The sequence below is a fragment of the Hydrogenophaga aromaticivorans genome (genome assembly GCF_013387465.1).
In the GTDB taxonomy this organism is placed as follows: Bacteria; Pseudomonadota; Gammaproteobacteria; order Burkholderiales; family Burkholderiaceae_C; genus Hydrogenophaga; species Hydrogenophaga aromaticivorans.
Genome location: NZ_VYGV01000028.1, coordinates 288,753 through 307,597, shown reverse-complemented (window position 1 = coordinate 307,597; position 18,845 = coordinate 288,753). Strand labels below are relative to the sequence as shown.

The window sequence follows — 18,845 nt, the reverse complement described above, 5'->3', positions numbered from 1 at the left end:
CACTGAGGCGACGACCGATGGTCGCTGGACAAGGAAAGCCGGACGCCCTCAGGCCGGGTTCTGAACCGTCACGGCCTGCTGCCGCCACTCGCGTGGGGTGAGGCCGTACTGCTCCTTGAAGGAGCGACTGAAATGGGCGGCTTCGTTGAAGCCCCAGGAAAACGCGATGTCGCTGACGCTGCGGCTGGCCAGCCGCGGGTCGACGAGGTCGCGGTGGCAGGCTTCCAGCCGCCACTGCCAGATCAGCCGCGACAGGGGCAAGGGCTCGCCCCGGAACAGGCGCGCCAAGTGATCGGGCGACAGACCGGCCGCCTGGGCCACGCTCGCGACGGACAGCCCGGGGTCGCGCAGCCGCTCCTTGACGTAGGCCTTGATGCGGGTGAGGTGGTAGGCGTGCAGGCTCGATGGACGACGCGAGTTGGCCTGCGGCAGGCTGCGCAGGCCCGCCGCGATCATCTGGGTGATGGCATCTGACACACCTTGCGCAGACGCGGGGTGCAGGCGGTCGGCCTGTTTGCGCAAGGTGCTCACCATGGAGAGCAGGAGGTGCCCGGCGGCGCCGTCACCCGACACCGTGGTTGCGGTGAGTTCCTCCAGCCCCGTCACATGCTGCTCCAGGTGCGAGCGTGGCAGCCTCAACACCATGACGTGGTGCTCCTCGTCGTCGAACATCAGTTCGTAAGGCCGGGTGCAGTCGTAGAGCACAAAGTCGCCCGGGCTGACCACGGCGATCCGCCCGTCCTGACACACCACGCCTTTGCCGGCCTGCTGCAACTGCACCAGGCAATAGTCCTCGCCCGAACGCGACACATGCAGCGGCGTGCGCCGCACCCGTGGCACATTGGCGCGCAGCTCGGTCAGATCCAGACCGCCGATCCGGGAGAACTCGATCTCGCCGAACAGCGCACTTTCCTGGGGCTGGTCGCACTCCAGCTGCACATAGATGGAGCAGATCATGTCCAGCCAGTACTCGAACCGCTGGTTCTCGGGCACTTCGCCCGTGGCCATGCGATTGCGCAGCGTGCAGACATGTCCCGTCGGATGGCTTTGCGTAGATGGAGCCAGGTTTTCCATGGTGTGTTCCTTTGCGTGCGGACCTGGTTAGCAAGACCCACACCTGACGGGCACGTTACGCCTTCGGCCTGTTGAGCAGCATCGGGTTCAACCCTCAGCAGGGCCACCAGGCATCTGATCCATCACAAGCACGGCAGCACCCAGGCAATAACCAGGACGGATCCGGACAAGTGGCGTCCTCAAGTGCCACAGCACCGGGGCGCCAGTCGGATTGAACCAAGCGCTGCGCAGCACTCGTGCAAGCCCAAAGCTGTCGTCACACCTACGCTCAAGCCTCGTTCCAACTCACTCCTTCCAACCCACCTCCACGAGGCACCCCATGCAAGACGAGCAGTCCACCTCCACCGGTCACAGCACCCGCCGTCAGTTCCTGGTCCAAGGCACCGCGCTCGCAGCCGCCAGCGTCGCCGCGCCCCACGCGTTCGCCGCCGCCGACGTGATCAAGATCGGCTACCTGACGCACCGCACCGGCCCGTTCGCGCCCTTCGCCGAAGCCGACAGCTTCATCCTGGACAACGCGGCCAAGGCACTGGCCGGCGGCCTGAACATCGGCGGCAAGAAGTACCGCGTCGAGTTCATCGCCAAGGATGACCAGAGCAACCCCGACCGCCAGTCCAACCTGGCCGCCGAGCTGATCAACAAGGACGCGGTGGACCTGATGCTGGGTCAGGCCACCATCGGCCCAGGCATTGCCCAGCAGTGCGAGATCAACGGCGTGCCCTGCATCACCACCATGAGCCCGTGGCAGGCCTGGATGTTCCCCATGAAGGGCGACCCGGCCAAGGGCTTCAAGAACGTATTCCACTTCTTCTGGGGCATCGACGACATCGCCAACGTGTACCTGGACATCTGGAAGGAACTCAAGCTGCCCAAGGTGATCGGCTCGGCCTTCGAGAACACGCTGCCAGGCAACGCCATGGGCGACCTGAAGATGGGCATGCCGGCGATGTTCGCCAAGGCCGGCTACAAGATCGCGGACATCGGCAAGTTTGCGCCCGGCAGCAACGACTTCTCGGCGCAGATCCAGGCGTTCAAGAAAGAAGGTGCCGAGATCGTCACCGGCCTGTTCGCTCCGCCCGAATGGGCGAGCTTCGTCAAGCAGAGCGCTCAGATGGGCTTCAAACCCAAGGTGATGACCATCGCCAAGGCCCTGCTCTTCCCGGGCGGCGTGCAAGCGCTGGGCAAGAGCGCGCATGGCATGTCCACCGAGATCTGGTGGTCGCCGGCCTACCCGTTCAAGAGCAGCCTGACCGGTCAGACCGCGCGCCAGTTGGCCGATGCCTACACCGCCGCGACACAGAAAGAGTGGACCCAGCCCATCGGCGTGATGCATGCCCTGGTGGAAGCCGGCATCGCGGCGCTCAAGGCCAGCGGTGACCCGAAGAATCCGCAGAAGGTGGCCGATGCCATCCGCAGCCTGAAGCAGGACACGGTGATCGGTCGCCTGGACTTCGCGGGCAGCGGCATCAAGAACGTGTCGAAGATGCGTGTCGTCGGCGGGCAATGGATCGTCGACGAGAAGGGCAAGCTCGACATCGTCGTCACGCACAACGGCACCGCGCCCGAGATCCCGGTGCAGCGCAAGTTCGTGCTGCTGGGGGCTTGAAGGCCATGCAGCGCGCGGCGCACGGGAACGGTCCCGCTTCCGGAGGGCACATGACCTCCCTTCTCACACTGAGCGGTGTGCACAAGGCCTATGGCCGGACACCCGTGATCCGTGGCTTGGACCTGACGGTCGCCGATGGCGAGTTCGTCGGCGTCATCGGTCCCAACGGCGCCGGCAAGACGACCGCATTCGGCCTCATCGCCGGCCACCTGCGCTGCGACAGCGGGACCATCCAGCTGCAGGGGCACGACATCACCGCGCTGAGCGCCGACGAGCGCTGCCGCGCAGGCATCGGCCGCACCTTCCAGATTCCACAGCCCTTTGCCGGACTGAGCGTCTACGAGAACGCGCTGGTGGCCGCGACCTACGGCGCCGGCCTGGACTCTGAACCGGCTGCTGAAGCTGCCTGCGATGCCCTGCGCCGCTGCGGCCTGTCGGCACAAGGCAACCAGACGGCCGGAAGCCTGACGCTGCTGCAGCGCAAGCGGCTGGAAGTCGCTCGGGCCCTGGCCACTTCGCCCCGACTGCTGCTGCTCGACGAAGTGGGCGGCGGCCTGACCGATGCCGAGGTGCACGAACTGCTCGAACTGGTCAGCGAGATCCACGCCCAGGGTGTGACCGTGCTGTGGATCGAGCACCTCGTCCACGCGCTGGTGAAGGTGGCCCTCCGCCTGGTGGTGCTGACCGACGGCTCGCTGCTGGCCGACGGCCCGCCCGCCGAGGTGATTGCCAGCCGGCTGGTGCGCGAAACCTACCTGGGCTCCGAGCTGGAAATGGAAGCGGAGGTGGAACATGTTGCAGGTTGAACAACTCGATGCGCACTACGGCCTGTTCCAGGCGCTGTTCGGTGTGAGCCTGCGGGTGGAGCCGGGCCAGACACTGGCCCTGATCGGCTCCAACGGCGCCGGCAAGACCACGCTGCTGCGCACCCTGGCCGGTGCGCTGAGCGCCCGCCCGGACAGCATCTGCCTCGACGGCCAGGACATCAGCGTGGGACACGAGCTGGACCGCCTGCGCCAGGGCATCGCCCTGGTGCCAGAGGGACGGCGGCTGTTTCCCAGCCTCACGGTGCGCGAACACCTGGCGCTGGCGCAGCGCAACGGCCGGCCCGGAGCCTGGACACCCGAACGCGTGCTGGACGAGATGCCGGTGCTGCGCGACCTGCTGGCGCGGCCGGCCACCGCCATGTCCGGCGGCCAGCAGCAGCTGGTGGCGATTGCCCGTGCGCTGCTGTGCAACCCCCGCTACCTGCTGTGCGACGAGGTGTCGCTGGGCCTGTCCCCGCTGGCCGTGGAAGAGGTCTACCGCCTGCTGCGCCAGGCCAGCCAATCCGGCATGGCGCTGGTGCTGGTGGAACAGAACGTCCGCCGAGCCCTCAACGCTTCCGACCGCTACGTCTGCCTGCAAAAGGGGCGCGTGGTGCTGGAAGGTGAATCCCTGCAGGCCAACCACCACGACGTGGCCGCTGCGTATTTCGGAGTCGAGACGACATGAACACCCTGATGGAAGTCCTGCTCAACGGCATCCTGCTGGGCTCGCTCTACGCCATGTTCGCGCTGGGGCTGAGCCTGAGCCTGGGCGTGATGAAGATGATCAACCTGGCCCACGGCGATCTGATCGTGCTCGGTGCCTACCTGGCCATGGTGGTGATGTCCACCACCGGCTGGTCCGCCCTGGCCAGTCTGGCGCTGGTGCTGCCCGCCATGTTCTGCATCGGCTGGCTGCTGCAGACCACGCTGCTCAACCGCGTGGTGGGCGCGCACGAGCTGTCCCCGCTGCTGGTGACCTTCGGTCTGTCGGTGGTGATCCAGAACCTGCTGCAGGAGGTGTTCAGCGCCGACACGCGCAGCCTGCCGTCCCGCGACCTGACCCTGCAGGGGCTGAATCTGGGCGGCGTGTCGGTGGGCGTGTTCCCGCTGCTGATCGCCGCCGTCAGTGTGCTGATGTACGCCGGCACCCACCTGCTGGTGGCCCATACCCACTGGGGCCGCCAGGCGCGCGCCGTGTCCGACGACGCACCCACCGCGCGGCTGGTGGGCGTGGACGACAAGCGCTTCTTTGCGCTGATGGCGGGCTTCGTGATGGTGGTCACCGGACTGGCCGCGGTGCTCTACGGCATGCGCACCCCGTTCGCGCCCATGGCCGGTCCGGAACGCCTGCTGTTCGCCTTCGAGGCCGTGGTGCTGGGCGGACTGGGCAGCCTGTGGGGCAGCTTCTTCGGTGGCCTGCTGATCGGACTGGCCCAGGTGCTCGGGTCCCAGATCAACCCCGGCCTGGGCGCCTTCTTCGGGCACCTCACCTTCTTCGTGGTCCTGCTCGTGCGCCCGCAGGGTCTGTTCAGCCCCATGACCCGCAAGCACTGACAAGGACATCCCCATGCGCGCAGCCATTCACTCTCTGCTGTCTTCCTGGCGCGGTCTGGCGCTGACCCTGGCCGGTCTGGCCCTGCTGGCCACCCTGCCCTGGTTCACCGGTTTTGGCACCCAGCGCCTGCTGGTGGAGGTGTTCACCGTGTTCGCCATCGCCATGGCCTGGAACCTGCTCGCCGGTTTTGGCGGCATGGTGGTGGTGGGCCTGCATGTGTTCGTGGGCGTGGGCGCCTACGCACTGTTCTTCCTCTCCAACACCCTGGGCTGGAACCCCTGGGCCACGCTGCCGCTGGCCATGGCCGTGACCGCCCTGTTCGCAGCCGTCGTGGCCCTGCCCATGTTCCGCCTCAGCGGCGCCCACTTCGCGGTGGGCACCTGGGTGCTGGCCGAGCTGATGCGCATCCTGGTGCTCAACTCAGACACACTGGGCGCGGGCGGCGGCATGCCGCTGAGCAACCTGGGCGACTTCAACCGTGCCGAGCGCAACCTGGGCACCTACTGGGCCGCGCTGGCGGTGGCGGCGCTGGCCCTGTTCTGGGCCAGGGGTCTGCTCAAGAGCCCGCTCGGCCTGGCGCTGGCCAGCATCCGCGACAGCGAGGACGCCGCGCGCGCCAGCGGGGTGCCGGTGCGGCGCACCAAGCTGGCGCTGTGGCTGATGTGCGCCGCCCTCACCGGCCTGGCCGGCGCCGTGGCCTACATGAACACGCTGCAGGTGAGCCCGGACGCCAGTTTCGGCCTGGGCTGGACCGCCATGGCGATCTTCATCTCCGTGCTCGGCGGCATCGGTCGCATCGAAGGCCCCGTCATCGGCACGGCCATCTACTTCCTGCTGCGCGAGCTCGGCGCCGACCACGGCGTCTGGTACTTCGTGGCACTCGGTCTCATTGCCATCGCCACGATGGTCCTGTCCCCCCAAGGCACCTGGGGGCTGGTGCTGCGACGCTGGCCCTCCCTCGACCCGCTGCGCACGCGTCGCTGGATGCCTTGACCGTGCTGTTTCCCGTACCCCAGACCACACCACCGGTCTGTTCCTTCAACTCGACTGGAGCATTTTCCGCATGAAACCGATGACCCGTTCCGCCGCGTTTGCCCTGCTGGCCACCGCCGCATGCCTTGCACACGCCACCGAAGGTGGTGGCTCCACCTACCCAAGAGGGGTGGAAAACTTCCGGGTGGGCGCCGTACCGCCTCCTGGCGTGTATCTGCTGGGCTACGGCAACCACTACGCCGCCGACAAGTTCATCGACGGACAAGGCGATAACGCCGGCATCCCTGGCTTCAAGGTGCGTGCCACGGCGGCCGTGCTTCGTGGCGTCTGGTCCACCAAGACCGAAGTCATGGGCGGCAACCTGGTGTTTCATTCGATCGCACCCCTGGTGAACCTGAAGGTCAGTGCGGCCGGCAACAGCCAGAGCAAGAGCGGTCTGGGCGACATCACGGTGGGAACAGGCGTCGCTTTTCACCATTCGCCCCAGCTGCACACCGTGGTCGGCCTGGACGTTTCCTTGCCCACCGGTGACTACGACCAGAGCAACCTGGCCAACATCGGCCTCAACTACCTCTCGGTCCAGCCGCTGTTCGCCGTCAGCCGCATCGACCCGAACGGACTGAACGCCGACCTCAAGCTCACCCTCAACCTCAACCGCCGCAACAAGGACACCGACTACCGCAGCGGCAACGAGCTGTTCGCCGACTATTCCGTCGGCTGGAGGTTGGGCAACGGCTGGACGGTCGGCGTTGGCGGACACGCCTGGCAACAGCTCGCCAACGACCAGTCCGGCGGCGCCGATGTGGCCAACAGCAAGACACGAGCCTTCGCACTGGGCCCGTCCCTGAAGTACGACAACGGCAAAGGCTGGTTCTTCACCGCCAAGCTGCAGCGCGACATGGCTGTGCGCAATTCCACCCAGGGCACTGCGTTCTGGCTCAAGACATCCATTCCTTTCTAACCCGCCAACAGGAGCACACCATGGGCATTACTCACCCCAAGTACAAAGTCGCTGTTGTCCAGGCCGCCCCCGTCTGGCTGGACCTTGACGGCACCGTCGACAAATGCATCCAGCTCATCAACGAGGCCGCCGAAAAAGGCTGCAAGCTGATCGCCTTCCCCGAGACCTTCATTCCCGGCTACCCGTGGCACATCTGGATGGGCGCGCCCGCCTGGGCCATCGGCCGGGGGTTTGTGCAGCGGTACTTCGACAACTCGCTGTCCTACGACAGCCCCCAGGCCGAGAAGCTGCGCCAGGCCGTCAAAGCAGCGGGCATCACGGCATCGCTGGGCTTGTCGGAGCGTTCCGGCGGCAGCCTCTACATCGCGCAGTGGCTGATCGGACCCGACGGCGAAACGATTTCGCAGCGGCGCAAGCTGCGCCCCACGCACTCCGAGCGCACCGTCTTCGGCGACGGTGACGGCAGCGACCTGAAAGTGCATGACACACCACTGGGCCGCGTGGGCGAACTGTCCTGCTGGGAGAACATCCTGTCGTTGAACAAGTACGCCATGTACTCGCAGCACGAACAGGTGCACATCGCGGCCTGGCCGAGCTTTTCGACCTACGAGCCCTTTGCCCACGCCCTGGGCTGGGAGGTCAACAACGCCGTCAGCAAGGTGTACGCCGTGGAGGGCGGCTGCTTCGTGCTGGCGCCCTGCGCCATCATTTCCAAGGCGATGGTGGACGAGCTGTGCGACACCCCCGACAAGCACGCCCTGACCCATGTGGGTGGTGGGCACGCGGTCATCTACGGTCCCGATGGCTCGCCCCTGGCGGAGAAGCTGCCGGAAGACGCCGAAGGCCTGCTGATCGCGAAAATCGACCTCGGCATGATCGGCGTGGCCAAGAACGCCATGGACCCGGTGGGGCACTATGCCCGCCCCGACGTGCACCGCCTGCTGCTCAACCGCAAGAAGGGCTCGCCCGTGGAGCACTTCTCCTTGCCCGTCGACGCGGTCGATGCTCAAGAGAACCTGCCCGCCAACTGAGGGCGATCCGTCCTCCCACAGGAGCCCTCATGGAATCTGCTATCGCACCGCACCTGCGCTGCCCGCGCAGCCAGTCCCCGCGCCTGCCGGCCGGCTACACGCCACCCGTGCCCGCGTACACCGCCCGCTATGCACCCGGCCAGACGCACGCCGTCATGGCGTACCACGGCGTGCAGTACCACGACCCGGCCGACCGCGCGTCGGCGGTGGCCGGGCTGCAGACTTTGCGCAAGGCCGTGCACGGCGCCGACGCGCCCCGCTTCTCCGACCTGGCACAGTACCGCGACCCCGAGGGTTGGGACACGCTGGTGTGGACGGCCTACTGGTCCGACCGGGCGAGCCACCAGCGCTGGCAGCTGCACCCGGCGGTACAGGCCTTCTGGCAAAGCGATGAACGCCTGAACGGCAACACGGGATGGTTTCGTGAAGTGGCCTGCCCCGGGGTGGAGCGCTTCGAGACCCTGATGTCATCGCCCGACGGGCAGGAGGCCGTGGCCCGCCTGGCCGAGGCGGTGAGCGGCGAGATCCTGGAGCACGCCTACTGGGGCGGCGTGCGCGATCGTCTGCCGGCAACGCAGACGGATGCACTGGCCGGCTCCCATCCAGCTCGCCCAGCCCAAGCCAGACCTGGCGAGCGGGTGTTCATCGAAGGCCAGCACAACATCGCGCTGATCCGCAGCGGCCAGAACTGGGAACACACCGCCGGTGCGGAGCGCGAGCGCTACCTGGGTGATGTCGAGCCTGTGCTGCGCGAGGGCATGGCGTTCCTGGCCTCGTCAGAGGGCCTGGGGGCCGGCTGCCTGAGCAACCGCTACCTGCGCGTGCTCGACGACAACTTTGCACCCACCGACCGCAGCTACGGACTGAGCTGGTGGCAGAGCCTGGCGCACATGGAAGCCTGGGCCGAGAAGCACCCCACACACCTGAAGATCTTCGGTGCCTTCATGGGCATGCTCCAGGCCATCGCCGCACCGCCCAGCCTGCGCCTGTACCACGAGGTGTGCGTGCTGCAGGCCGGTGATGCGCATTTCGAGTACCTCAACTGCCACCCTGGCACGGGTCTGCTGGCGATCGACTGACACGCAACGCGGCGATGTCGGTCTCACCCAGCAAGATCATCGTGCGCTCCAATTCGCTGGCCAGCGTTGTCAGGACGCGCTCAATGCCGGCCTGTCCTTTGACCGCCAGTCCATACAACACGGGCCGTCCGATCAACACGGCATGTGCCCCCTGGGCCAGAGCCCGTGCCACATCCGAACCGCGACGGATGCCACTGTCCATCAACACGGGAATGGCCCCACGAACGGCATCCACCACACGTGGCAACTGATCAATGGATGTGGGCGCAACGTCCAGCTGCCGTGCCCCGTGATTGGAAACAATCAGTGCATCGACACCTTCTTGCTGCGCACGCCGCGCGTCCACGGGGTGAAGAACGCCCTTGACCAACAAGGGGCCATCCCAGTGCCGTCTCAACCAGGACAACGAGGCCCAGTCCAGACCACGGTCCATGGCGCGGGCCAACAGCGCGGCCTGGGCCTGGGCAGACATCCTGGCCTTGGTGTCTTCCACCAGGTTGACGAATTTCGGACCACCACCCATGGCCTGGCGCAGTGACCAGGCAGGATGGCGCATCAGGTCCATTGCCAGTGGAAGAGACGGTTTGAATGGCACCTTGAAACCATTGCGGATGTCTTTCTCGCGCGAGCCGCTCACAGGGACGTCCACGGTCAGCACCAGCGCCGAGAACTTCGCGGCCTTGGCACGCCGCAGCAACTGCTCGGCGACGCTGCGGTCCTCCATCACATACAGCTGCAGCCACAACTGCGCTTGAGGCGCTGCCTCGCGCACCGCTTCCAGTCGTTCGTTCGATGCCGTCGACAGGACAAATGGCACGCCCATGGTTTGTGCCGCGGCCGCACCCATGAGGTCACCGCCCGGTCGGATCAAACCGTTCAGACCCGTGGGGGCGATGGCAAAGGGCTGGGCCCAGGTCTGATCAAACAGGGAAACCGCGGGGTCGATACGGCGGGTGTCTCGCAAGATGCGCGGCGTCAGCGAGACGGCGTCCAGCGCGCTGCGGTTGCGCGCAAGACACCGCTCGTCTTCGGCCGCGCCGTCCACATACTCGTAGACAAAGCGCGGAAGGGTCCGGCGCGCCGCCGCTCTCCAGTCATTCACGTTCAACATGTCAGCAGCGCGCCGGGTGTTCACTTGCTGAACTGCTTGACCAGCGCACGCGCCTCTTCCAGCAGCTTCTTGCCGTCGGCGCCCTTGGCGGCGGCCTCCTTCAACCAGTCATCATCCACGGAGTCTGTCGCCTTGACCCAGCGCTGGTACTCCGCGGGGCTCAGGTTCACCAGGGTGCCGCCAGCGTCCTTGGCCGCCTTCTTGTAGGTCTCGACCACGGCGTCGAACCCCACCTCACCGGCCCATGCGGAAGTGGCCAGGCCGGTGTTGTTGTCGATCACCTTTTTCAGGTCGGCGGGCAGCGCGTTGTACTTCTGCTCGTTCATGCCGAACAGGAAGATGGTGTTCGAGATGCGCGGCACACCGTCCGGCACGTCCAGATGGTACTTGGCCAGTTCGGCCAGACGGATTGCGGGGGTACCTTCCCAGGGCACGGCAGCCCCATCGACCACGCTCTTGGACAGGGCCTCGGGCACCGCAGGCAGCGGCATGGCCACCGGTGTCGCCCCCAGCGCAGAAATCATGCGGGCGTTCGAGCGCGTCGCCGCCCGGATCTTCAGACCCTTGAAGTCTTCCAGGGTCTGGGGCTTCTTGTCCTTGAAGTGGAACAGCGCGCCATCGTGCACGTGCATGAAGAGTCGATGCACGCCCTTGAACTCGTCTTGGGCGTTCTTGTCGACATAGGTCCACAGCGCCTGACTGCCGGCCTTGGCGGAGCTGGCCATCCAGGGCAGCTCGAACACTTCGGACTTGGTGAAACGGCCCGCCGCATAGGTGGGCACGGTCCAGACGACGTCCACCACTCCGTCCTTGACCTGGTCGTACAGCTGGCCCGGGGCACCGCCCAGTTGCATGGACGGGAAGATCTGGCACTTCAGGCGGTCGGCCGATTCCTTGGCGATCTTGTCGCACCAGGGCTGGATGAGCTTGACGTGCGCGCTGGAGGTGGGCGGCAGGAAGTGGTGCACGCGCAGCGTCACCTGCTGGGCGGCGGCGGGCAGTGCCGCCGCGGCGGTCAGCGCCGCGAAAATTCCGGCCAGTGCGGCCTTGGGCATGAATGTCGTAGTGCTCATGTTGTCTCCTTCAGAGTGAATGAAATGGGGGGATCGGACTGAAATGGGGGGATCGGACAGGCACCCGGCGTCAGGACGCCGTCGCCTCCATCTGCTTGACCAGGGTGTGCAGGGTGGACACGCAAGGTGTGGGAACACCGAGCCGTTCGCCGTGCGCGCGGACTTGGCCGTTGATGGCGTCGACCTCGGTCGGCCGCCGGGCCAGCAGGTCCTGCAGCATCGAGGGCTTGTGGTGCACATGGTGTTCCATGGCGTGGTCGAGGTCGTGGTGCACGCCGTCGGCATCCACCAGAACACCCGCGGCCCGCGCCACGTCGATGACTTCCTGCGAGGTCCGGTGCACCAGGGCCCGGGTGTCCGGGTGCTGGCCGAGCTGGCCCACCGTGCTGCCGGTGACCGCGCAGATGCCGTTGAGCGCCGCGTTGAAGGCCACCTTGCGCCAGATGGCGGCCAGCACCTGGTCGTCCAGCTCGCAACTCAGGCCGGCCTGGTTGAAATCCGCCGCCAGCTGGACCAGCGCGGGGTTGCGCTGCCCGTCCGCCGACATGAAGCGGCTGTGGCCATTGCCGTGCGACTGCACATGACCGGGGCCCTTCATGTCGGCCGGCACCGTGGTGACCCCGATGGCAATCCGCTCGCGAGGCACGAAGGCCTGCAGCTTCTCGACATTGCCCAGCCCGTTCTGCAGGCTGAGCACACAGGTATGAGGTCCGATCAGGTGCTGCGCGGCGCGCAGGGCGCTGTCGGTGTGCAGCGTCTTGGTGAAGACGATCAGCCAGTCGGGCGGGGTTGTCCCCTGCTCGGGTCGGCAGGCCTTCACCCGCATGTTCTGGGAGCCCTGGTCCGTATCGAGGGTCAGGCCCGCACGCTGGATTTCGCCGATGTGCCGTTCGTTGACGTCCAGCAGTTCCACGGTGTGGCCCTGCGCGGCCAGCAGACCGCCGAACAGGGAGCCCATGGCCCCTGCCCCCAGGATGGTGACGTTCATGGCGCGCTCAGAACGGGTAGTGGCGCGGCGTGGTCTGCAGCGTGATCCAGCGCAGGTCGGTGAAGGCCTCGATGCCGGCCTGGCCACCGAAGCGTCCCCAGCCGCTGGCCTTGACGCCGCCAAAGGGCATCTGCGCCTCGTCGTGCACCGTGGGGCCGTTCACATGGCAGATGCCCGACTCGATGCGCTGGGCCACGCGCCAGCCGCGCGCGGTGTCGGCGGTGAAGACCGCGGCAGACAAACCGAAGGCGTTGTCGTTGGCGCAGGCAATGGCGGCCTCTTCACCGTCCACCCGCACGATGGCCTTGACCGGCGCGAAGGTCTCTTCGCTGTAGATGCGCATCTCGCGCGTCACGTGGTCCAGCAGCGTGGCCGGCATCAGCGTGTTCTCGGCCTTGCCGCCGCAGACCAGCTTGGCACCCTTGGCCACCGCATCGTCGATCAGTTCGTTGACGCGATGGACGGTGCGCATGTCGACCACCGAGCCCAGCACCACCGGGCCCTGGCGTGGGTCGCCCAGCGGCAGGGCCTGGGCCTTCGCCGCGAGCTTGCCCACAAACGCGTCGGCAATCTTGCTGTCAACGACGATGCGCTCGGTGGACATGCAGATCTGGCCCGAGTTGGCGAAGGCGCCGAAGGCGGCACCGTTGACGGCCGCATCCAGGTCGGCGTCGTCGAGCACCAGCAGGGGCGCCTTGCCGCCGAGCTCCAGCACTGACGCCTTGAGGTGGGTGGCACACTTGGTGGCGATGATGCGGCCGACGTGGGTCGAGCCGGTGAAGTTCACGCGCCGCACAGCGGGGTGGGCGATCATGGCTTCCACCACTTCGGCCGCGTCGGCCGGCGCGTTGGTCACGAAGTTGACGACACCCTTGGGCAGGCCGGCTTCCTGCAGCGCCTGGATGATCAGACCGTGGGTCGCCGGGCACAGCTCGCTGCCCTTGAGCACCACGGTGTTGCCGCAGGCCAGCGGCACAGCCACCGCACGCACGCCCAGGATCACCGGGGCGTTCCAGGGCGCCATGCCGAGCACCACGCCAGCGGCCTGCCGGGTGGCCATGGCCAGGTTGCCGGGCACGTTGGAGGGAATCACCTGGCCGTTGATCTGGGTGGTCAGCGATGCGGCCTCGACCAGCATGTCGGCGGCCAGGTGCACGTTGAAGCCAGCCCAGAGACCAGAAGCACCGATCTCGGCGGCCATCGCGGCGGTGAACTCGGCCGCCTTGGCTTCCAGCGCGTGGGCGGCCTTGAGCAGCAGGGCGCGGCGTTCACCGGGCGAGGTGGCGGCCCAGGCCGGGAAAGCCGCAGAGGCGGCCTCGACCGCAGCCACCGCATCCTGCACGGAGGCGGCAGGCGCCGTGGTGGCCACCTGGCCGTCCAGCGGGTTGGAACGGGTGAAGGTCGCGCCGCTTTGCGCCTGCACGGCTTCGCCGTTGATGAGCATGTTGATGGTGGTCATGTTTGTCTCCTGGAAGGTGATTGGTTGTAAGAGGCGGTGATCAACTGACGACCAGTTCAACGAGATAGGGCCCCTTGGCCGCCAGGGCGGTCTCCAGGCTCTTTCTCAGTTGCTCCGGTCGTTCGACCCGACTGGCCGGTACGCCCTGCCCGTTGGCCAGCGACACGAAGTCGAGGTGGGGCAGATCGGTGCCCGCGGGCTTTTCCCCCTTGGCGTAACCGAACACCGGCGCAAAGTCCTGCAGCGCGGCGTAGCGCCGGTTGTTCAGGATGACGAAGGTGATCGGCAACCCCAGTTGCGAAGCGGCGTACAGCGCCTGGATCGAATACATGCTCGATCCATCACCCATGAGTGCGATCGTGCGGCCCTTGAGCCGCTTGCGTTGGCGACCCAGCGCGACACCGACCGCCGCCGGCATGCCGTAGCCCAGGCCACCGCTGGCCATGGTGTAGAAGCTGTCCGCGCCGTTCATGGGCAGGTTCTGCTGCATCACGCCACGCGAACCGGGCGCTTCTTCGACCACCACATCCTGATCACCCCGCACTCCGTGCAGCGTCTGCAGGACGTAGGCCACGCTCATCGGCTGACCGGCCTCTTCCGGGCTGGCCCGCTGGCGCCGGGGTGGAGCCCGCCGCTTGACGGTCTTGGTGCCGTCGATCAGGGCCGCAATGGCCAGATCCAGACTCGCGACGACACTGTTGCCACCAGGCGTCCAGGCCGCCGTGTGCGGGTCGTCCACGATCTGCCACAGGGCCGTGCCCTCGGGCACATGCGGCCCCTCCCCTTCCACGTGGTAGGAGAACGCGGGCGCCCCGAGCACCAGCACCAGGTCGTACTCGGCCAGGGTCGCCACGATGCGCTCGCGCATGGCCGGCAGAAAACCACCGAACAGGTCGTGGTTCTCGGGAAAACCGCAGCGTGCACTCATGGGTGCGGTGTAGACCGCGGCCCGGTGCTGCTCGGCCAGGGTCACCAGCAGATTCACCGCGCCATCGCGGTCCACACCTGTGCCCGCCACGATGGCCGGGCGTTTGGCCTTGTCCAGGGCCTTGGCCACGGCACGGATGGCCACCGGGTCCGGCGCGATGGAGCGGGTCACGGTGCGGGGCGGCACCCAGGCGCTGGGCTTGTCCCAGTCGTCAGCCGGAATCGACACGAACACCGGTCCGCAGGGCGGTTGCATGGCCAGGTGGTAGGCCCGGGCCAGCGCCAGCGGCACGTCCTCGGCACGCGCCGGCTCACAGGCCCACTTGACGTAGGGCTTGGGCAGGTCGGTGGCCTGCGCCGCAAACAGGAACGGGTCGAACGGCAGGATCGAGCGCGCCTGCTGCCCGGCCGTGACGACCAGTGGGGTCTGGTTCTTGAAGGCGGTGAAGATGTTGCCCATCGCATGCCCCACCCCCGCCGCCGAATGCAGGTTCACCAGCGCCGCGTTGCGGGTGGTCTGGGCGTAGCCGTCGGCCATGCCCACGACGACCGATTCCTGCAGACCCAGGACATAGCGAAAGTCTTCGGGGAAGTCACGGAACATCGGCAGCTCGGTCGAACCCGGGTTGCCGAACACGGTATCGATGCCGACGTCACGCATCCACTGGTGCACGGCCTCCCGCACGGTGGGTCGCCGGGCTTGCTGGTCTGTCTCTGCTGCGGTCTTGCGCTTCATGGGCTTCCTCGTCTGAAAACGCTCGCAGTGTGTGCGCCCGGCCCCAATTCGCCAATTAGATGAGCCTACTAAGTGACATGCCTGATTCTTATAATTTGACGATGGACCTGAACCTGCTCCGTGTCTTCGACGCCATCTATGCGGCCCGCAGCATCAGCAATGCCGCTGATCGTCTGGGCATGTCCCAGCCCGCCTGCAGCCAGGCACTGAGCCGGCTGCGCATCGAACTGCGGGACCCGTTGTTCGAGCGCACGGCCGGTGGGGTGAAGCCGACCGAACGCGCGGACCGTCTGGCCCGGTCGGTACAGGGCGGGCTGGCCCTGCTTGATGAGGGCGTGCGCGAGCCCGACGCGTTTCACCCGCAGACCAGCCGGGCCGAGCTCAAGCTTCACCTCACCGACATCGGCGAGATGCGTTTCCTGCCCCGGCTGGTGCAGACACTTCAATCCCGGGCACCAGGCATCAAGGTCCTGGCCAGTCCCTGGCCTCAGAAGGACATCGCCGAAGCCCTGCACAACGGCGATCTGCACCTGGCCATCGGCTTCCTGCCGCAGACCCAGGGGACGCAGAAGATCGAATTGCTCAAGGACCGCTATGCACTGATGGTCAAGGCGGGACACCCGCTGATCCGTGGACGGGGAAGAAGCGGCCTCTCCACCCGCGCGCTGAGCCGATTCGACTTCGTCACGGTGCGTTCCCACAGCGAGACTCAACGCATCCTGAGCGTGCTGCAGCTCGAAGAGCGCATCCGGCTGCGGGTATCGAGCTTTCTGGCCTTGCCCGCGATCGTGCGCTCAACCGATCTGGCGGTGGTAATCCCCAAGGCGATTGCCCAGGAGTTCGAGCCGCGCGAGGAATTTCTCCTGCTGGACGCCGACCTGCCACAACAGGACTTCACGGTGTCACTGCACTGGGGACGGCGGCACGAGCACGACCCCTTTCTGCGCTGGGCACGGGCGCTGGTGATCGAGCTGTTCAAGCAGTAGGCGCTGCAGGCCCATGACCAGGTGCAAAGGGCCACTTCGCTCGACGTGAGTGCCCTGGCAACGGAACGCCCCGTTCAATGCACCTCGACGGTGTCCACGCACAGCCCCTGGATACGGGCCGCCAGCTGCGTTCGGTTCTCGACGTGCAGCTTCCTGAATGCATTGGAGACGTGGAAACGGACAGTCGGAAACCCCACGCCCATTTCCTTCGCAATCTGCTTGTCAGGGCACCCCATCATGACCAGAGATGCCACCTGGGCCTCACTCAGGCTCAGTGATGTCTTGCGCCTCAGAAGGTCCACCAGGTGCTCCTGCCGAGCGGGCTGGGCCACCGGCCTCAAACTCCAGCATCGCGCAGCGGCGCATGAAGCGGTCCTAGATGGTGGCTGCCATGGTGGCGTCGCCGAGGTACCGGCCCCAGTCCTGCACCACGCGGTTGGAGGTGACCACCACCGAGCGGCGCAACTTGGGCCTGCAGGACCTCAGCGGCGTGTTCACTGATGCGCCGGGCCAGGAACAGGTCGTCGAGCACCAGCAGGTCCGGCGCCACCCAGTCCTTGGGCAGCTCAGCGCGTTTTCTGGCGCGAATAGCCTGGTTGGTTGAAGCGTCTTTTGGCGTCTGTTTGGGTTGGCTTTCGGGCAAGAAAAAAGGGCTTGGATTATTCCAAGCCCTTTTCTATCTGAGTTTTTTTGGTGGGTGCTGACGGGGTCGAACCGCCGACCTACGCCGTGTAAAGGCGCCGCTCTGCCAACTGAGCTAAGCACCCCACCGGAAAACCGGGATGGCGCTTCAGTTCAGCGCGTCCTTCAATGCTTTGCCCGGACGGAACTTCGGCACCTTGGCGGACTTGATCTTGATCTCTTCGCCGGTGCGCGGGTTGCGGCCCTTGCGCGCTGGACGCTTGGTCACGGCAAACGAACCGAAGCCCACCAGCGAAACAGTGCCGCCCTTCTTCAGGGTGGTGCGGATGGCGGTGATGGTGGAGTCCAGTGCACGCGTGGCAGCCGCCTTGGAAATATCGGCGTGCTTGGCGATGTGTTCGACGAGTTCTGTTTTGTTCACAAATAGCCCCTCTTGAAGTGATTGAAATTTCTTGTGGACCGTTCAGCCGCCCTGTTCAGAAGCCTGTCTGACGACGCACTGACCGTATCGCTCGTGTTCGCAATGGCCGGGCAACGAGGTCCGACCGGTGCCCGTGGATTAGACCCATGGGTCAAGTTCCCTGTCAACACATCAGCCTGCGCGAGCGGCGGCCAGCTGAACGAAAGCGCAGATTCTATGCGCTTTGTCAGAGGTCAATCGGTTCGTTCGAGAAATTTGGCACGCATGCCGGAACGGTCACACACCGTTTCAACCGCGCAGCGCGTTTTCGATCGCTCGCCCCACATCGGCGGTGCTCGCGGAGCCCCCCAGATCGGGTGTGCGCGGCCCCCCGCTGCCGGGCTGCAACACCGCTTCAATGGCCTGCATCACCGCGTCGTGTGCCGCGCGGTAGCCCAGGTGGTCGAGCATCATGGCGCCGCACCAGATCTGTCCAATCGGGTTGGCGATTCCTTTGCCGGCGATGTCGGGCGCCGAGCCGTGCACCGGTTCGAACAGCGAAGGGTGCTGGCGCGTCGGGTTGAGGTTGGCACTGGGCGCGATGCCGATGGTGCCGGTGCAGGCCGGACCCAGATCGCTCAGGATGTCACCAAACAGGTTGCTGCCCACCACCACGTCGAAGAAGTCGGGGCGCTGCACGAAGTGCGCGGTGAGGATGTCGATGTGGAACTTGTCGACCTTCACGTCCGGGTACTGTTTGGCCATCTCGACCACGCGCTCGTCCCAGTAGGGCATGGTGATCGCGATGCCGTTGGACTTGGTCGCGCTGGTCAGGTGCTTCTTCGGCCGCGAACGCGCCACTTCGAAGGCGTGGCGCAGCACGCGGTCCACACCGATGCGGGACATCACCGTTTCCTGCACCACGATCTCGCGCTCGGTGCCGGCGTACATGCGCCCGCCAATGCTGGAGTATTCGCCCTCGGTGTTCTCGCGCACGATCACCATGTCGATCTCGCCCGGCTGGCGCGGGCTGCCGTCGCGGCGCACCACCGGCGCGGTCACGCCGGGCATCAACCGGGCGGGACGGATGTTGACATACTGGTCGAACTCGCGGCGGAACATCAGCAGCGAGCCCCAGAGCGAAACGTGGTCGGGCACCTTGTCGGGCCAGCCCACGGCGCCGAAGTAGATCGCGTCGTGACCACCGATCTGTTCCTTCCAGTCGTCGGGCAGCATCTGGCCGTGCTTCTCGAAATAGTCGCAGCTCGAAAAATCGAAGTGGTCAAACTGCAGCGGGATGTTGAATTTCGAGGCCGCGGCTTCCATCACGCGGATGCCTTCGGGCATGACTTCGTTGCCGATACCGTCGCCGGCGATGACCGCGATGCGGTGGGTGGTGCTCATGGGTGTCTCCT

General features: G+C 66.3%; 18 protein-coding genes, 1 tRNA gene and 1 pseudogene. 9 read left to right on the top strand and 11 right to left on the bottom strand.

Going from position 1 to position 18,845, the window contains the following annotated elements:
- Positions 1 to 48 precede the first annotated feature (48 nt).
- Positions 49 to 1,074, bottom strand: a complete 1,026-nt coding sequence (locus F3K02_RS26695) for an AraC-like ligand-binding domain-containing protein (RefSeq protein ID WP_246309836.1) — start codon at positions 1,072 to 1,074, stop codon at positions 49 to 51.
- A 319-nt stretch (positions 1,075 to 1,393) separates the two neighbouring features.
- On the opposite strand from F3K02_RS26695, the gene F3K02_RS26690 reads away from it, so the two are divergent.
- From F3K02_RS26690 to F3K02_RS26655, 8 genes are all read left to right on the top strand, one after another.
- Entirely contained in the window at positions 1,394 to 2,680 is a 1,287-nt protein-coding gene (locus F3K02_RS26690; protein ID WP_177139655.1) for an ABC transporter substrate-binding protein, read from the top strand.
- Between the two features lie 50 nt (positions 2,681 to 2,730).
- On the top strand, positions 2,731 to 3,486 hold the full coding sequence (locus tag F3K02_RS26685; protein ID WP_177139653.1) for an ABC transporter ATP-binding protein: 756 nt from the start codon (positions 2,731 to 2,733) through the stop codon (positions 3,484 to 3,486).
- Positions 3,473 to 4,174, top strand: a complete 702-nt coding sequence (locus F3K02_RS26680; RefSeq protein WP_177139651.1) for an ABC transporter ATP-binding protein — start codon at positions 3,473 to 3,475, stop codon at positions 4,172 to 4,174. The genes F3K02_RS26685 and F3K02_RS26680 overlap by 14 nt, the downstream gene beginning before the upstream one ends.
- A complete protein-coding gene (locus F3K02_RS26675; RefSeq protein WP_177139649.1) occupies positions 4,171 to 5,043 on the top strand; it encodes a branched-chain amino acid ABC transporter permease in 873 nt (290 codons plus the stop codon). Before F3K02_RS26680 ends, F3K02_RS26675 begins: the two co-directional genes overlap by 4 nt.
- 13 nt (positions 5,044 to 5,056) lie before the next feature.
- Complete coding sequence (locus tag F3K02_RS26670) at positions 5,057 to 6,037, top strand: branched-chain amino acid ABC transporter permease (RefSeq protein WP_177139646.1); 981 nt, start codon at positions 5,057 to 5,059, stop codon at positions 6,035 to 6,037.
- A gap of 70 nt (positions 6,038 to 6,107) precedes the next feature.
- Positions 6,108 to 6,998, top strand: a complete 891-nt coding sequence (locus tag F3K02_RS26665) for a SphA family protein (RefSeq protein ID WP_246309834.1) — start codon at positions 6,108 to 6,110, stop codon at positions 6,996 to 6,998.
- A gap of 20 nt (positions 6,999 to 7,018) precedes the next feature.
- A complete protein-coding gene (locus F3K02_RS26660) occupies positions 7,019 to 8,029 on the top strand; it encodes a carbon-nitrogen hydrolase family protein (protein WP_177139645.1) in 1,011 nt (336 codons plus the stop codon).
- Positions 8,030 to 8,058: 29 nt separating this feature from the next.
- Entirely contained in the window at positions 8,059 to 9,108 is a 1,050-nt protein-coding gene (locus F3K02_RS26655) for a phenylacetaldoxime dehydratase family protein (RefSeq protein WP_177139643.1), read from the top strand.
- Here the strand turns inward: F3K02_RS26655 and F3K02_RS26650 are convergent.
- The 5 genes from F3K02_RS26650 to mdlC form a co-directional block, all read right to left on the bottom strand.
- Positions 9,068 to 10,219 carry an alpha-hydroxy acid oxidase gene (locus tag F3K02_RS26650; protein ID WP_177139641.1) on the bottom strand — a complete coding sequence of 384 codons (1,152 nt, stop codon included), beginning with the start codon at positions 10,217 to 10,219 and terminating at the stop codon, positions 9,068 to 9,070. The two genes, F3K02_RS26655 and F3K02_RS26650, sit on opposite strands and share 41 nt — an antisense overlap.
- Before the next feature lie 20 nt (positions 10,220 to 10,239).
- Positions 10,240 to 11,292 carry a TRAP transporter substrate-binding protein gene (locus F3K02_RS26645; RefSeq protein WP_246309832.1) on the bottom strand — a complete coding sequence of 351 codons (1,053 nt, stop codon included), beginning with the start codon at positions 11,290 to 11,292 and terminating at the stop codon, positions 10,240 to 10,242.
- A 70-nt stretch (positions 11,293 to 11,362) separates the two neighbouring features.
- Positions 11,363 to 12,280, bottom strand: coding sequence for a ketopantoate reductase family protein (locus F3K02_RS26640; RefSeq protein ID WP_177139639.1), 918 nt, complete (start codon positions 12,278 to 12,280; stop codon positions 11,363 to 11,365).
- Positions 12,281 to 12,287: 7 nt separating this feature from the next.
- A complete protein-coding gene (locus F3K02_RS26635; RefSeq protein WP_177139637.1) occupies positions 12,288 to 13,739 on the bottom strand; it encodes an aldehyde dehydrogenase in 1,452 nt (483 codons plus the stop codon).
- A 40-nt stretch (positions 13,740 to 13,779) separates the two neighbouring features.
- Positions 13,780 to 15,402, bottom strand: a complete 1,623-nt coding sequence (gene mdlC, locus F3K02_RS26630; protein WP_177139634.1) for a benzoylformate decarboxylase — start codon at positions 15,400 to 15,402, stop codon at positions 13,780 to 13,782.
- Positions 15,403 to 15,479: 77 nt separating this feature from the next.
- On the opposite strand from mdlC, the gene F3K02_RS26625 reads away from it, so the two are divergent.
- The gene (locus F3K02_RS26625; protein WP_246309830.1) at positions 15,480 to 16,388 is read left to right on the top strand and encodes a LysR family transcriptional regulator; all 909 of its coding nucleotides are present in this window, start codon (positions 15,480 to 15,482) and stop codon (positions 16,386 to 16,388) included.
- 74 nt (positions 16,389 to 16,462) lie between these two features.
- Here the strand turns inward: F3K02_RS26625 and F3K02_RS27830 are convergent, their stop codons facing one another.
- The 5 genes and pseudogenes from F3K02_RS27830 to F3K02_RS26600 all read right to left on the bottom strand — a co-directional run bounded on the left by F3K02_RS27830 (position 16,463) and on the right by F3K02_RS26600 (position 18,834).
- The gene (locus F3K02_RS27830) at positions 16,463 to 16,720 is read right to left on the bottom strand and encodes a LuxR C-terminal-related transcriptional regulator (RefSeq protein ID WP_177139630.1); all 258 of its coding nucleotides are present in this window, start codon (positions 16,718 to 16,720) and stop codon (positions 16,463 to 16,465) included.
- 46 nt (positions 16,721 to 16,766) lie between these two features.
- Positions 16,767 to 16,965: pseudogene (locus F3K02_RS26615) on the bottom strand (ATP-binding protein); the annotation flags it as partial.
- Between the two features lie 114 nt (positions 16,966 to 17,079).
- A tRNA-Val gene (locus F3K02_RS26610) sits at positions 17,080 to 17,155 on the bottom strand.
- 23 nt (positions 17,156 to 17,178) lie between these two features.
- Complete coding sequence (locus F3K02_RS26605; protein ID WP_177139628.1) at positions 17,179 to 17,451, bottom strand: HU family DNA-binding protein; 273 nt, start codon at positions 17,449 to 17,451, stop codon at positions 17,179 to 17,181.
- A 288-nt stretch (positions 17,452 to 17,739) separates the two neighbouring features.
- Positions 17,740 to 18,834 (bottom strand): tartrate dehydrogenase, encoded by a 1,095-nt coding sequence (locus tag F3K02_RS26600; RefSeq protein ID WP_177139626.1) that lies wholly within the window; start codon positions 18,832 to 18,834, stop codon positions 17,740 to 17,742.
- Between the last annotated feature and the right edge of the window lie 11 nt (positions 18,835 to 18,845).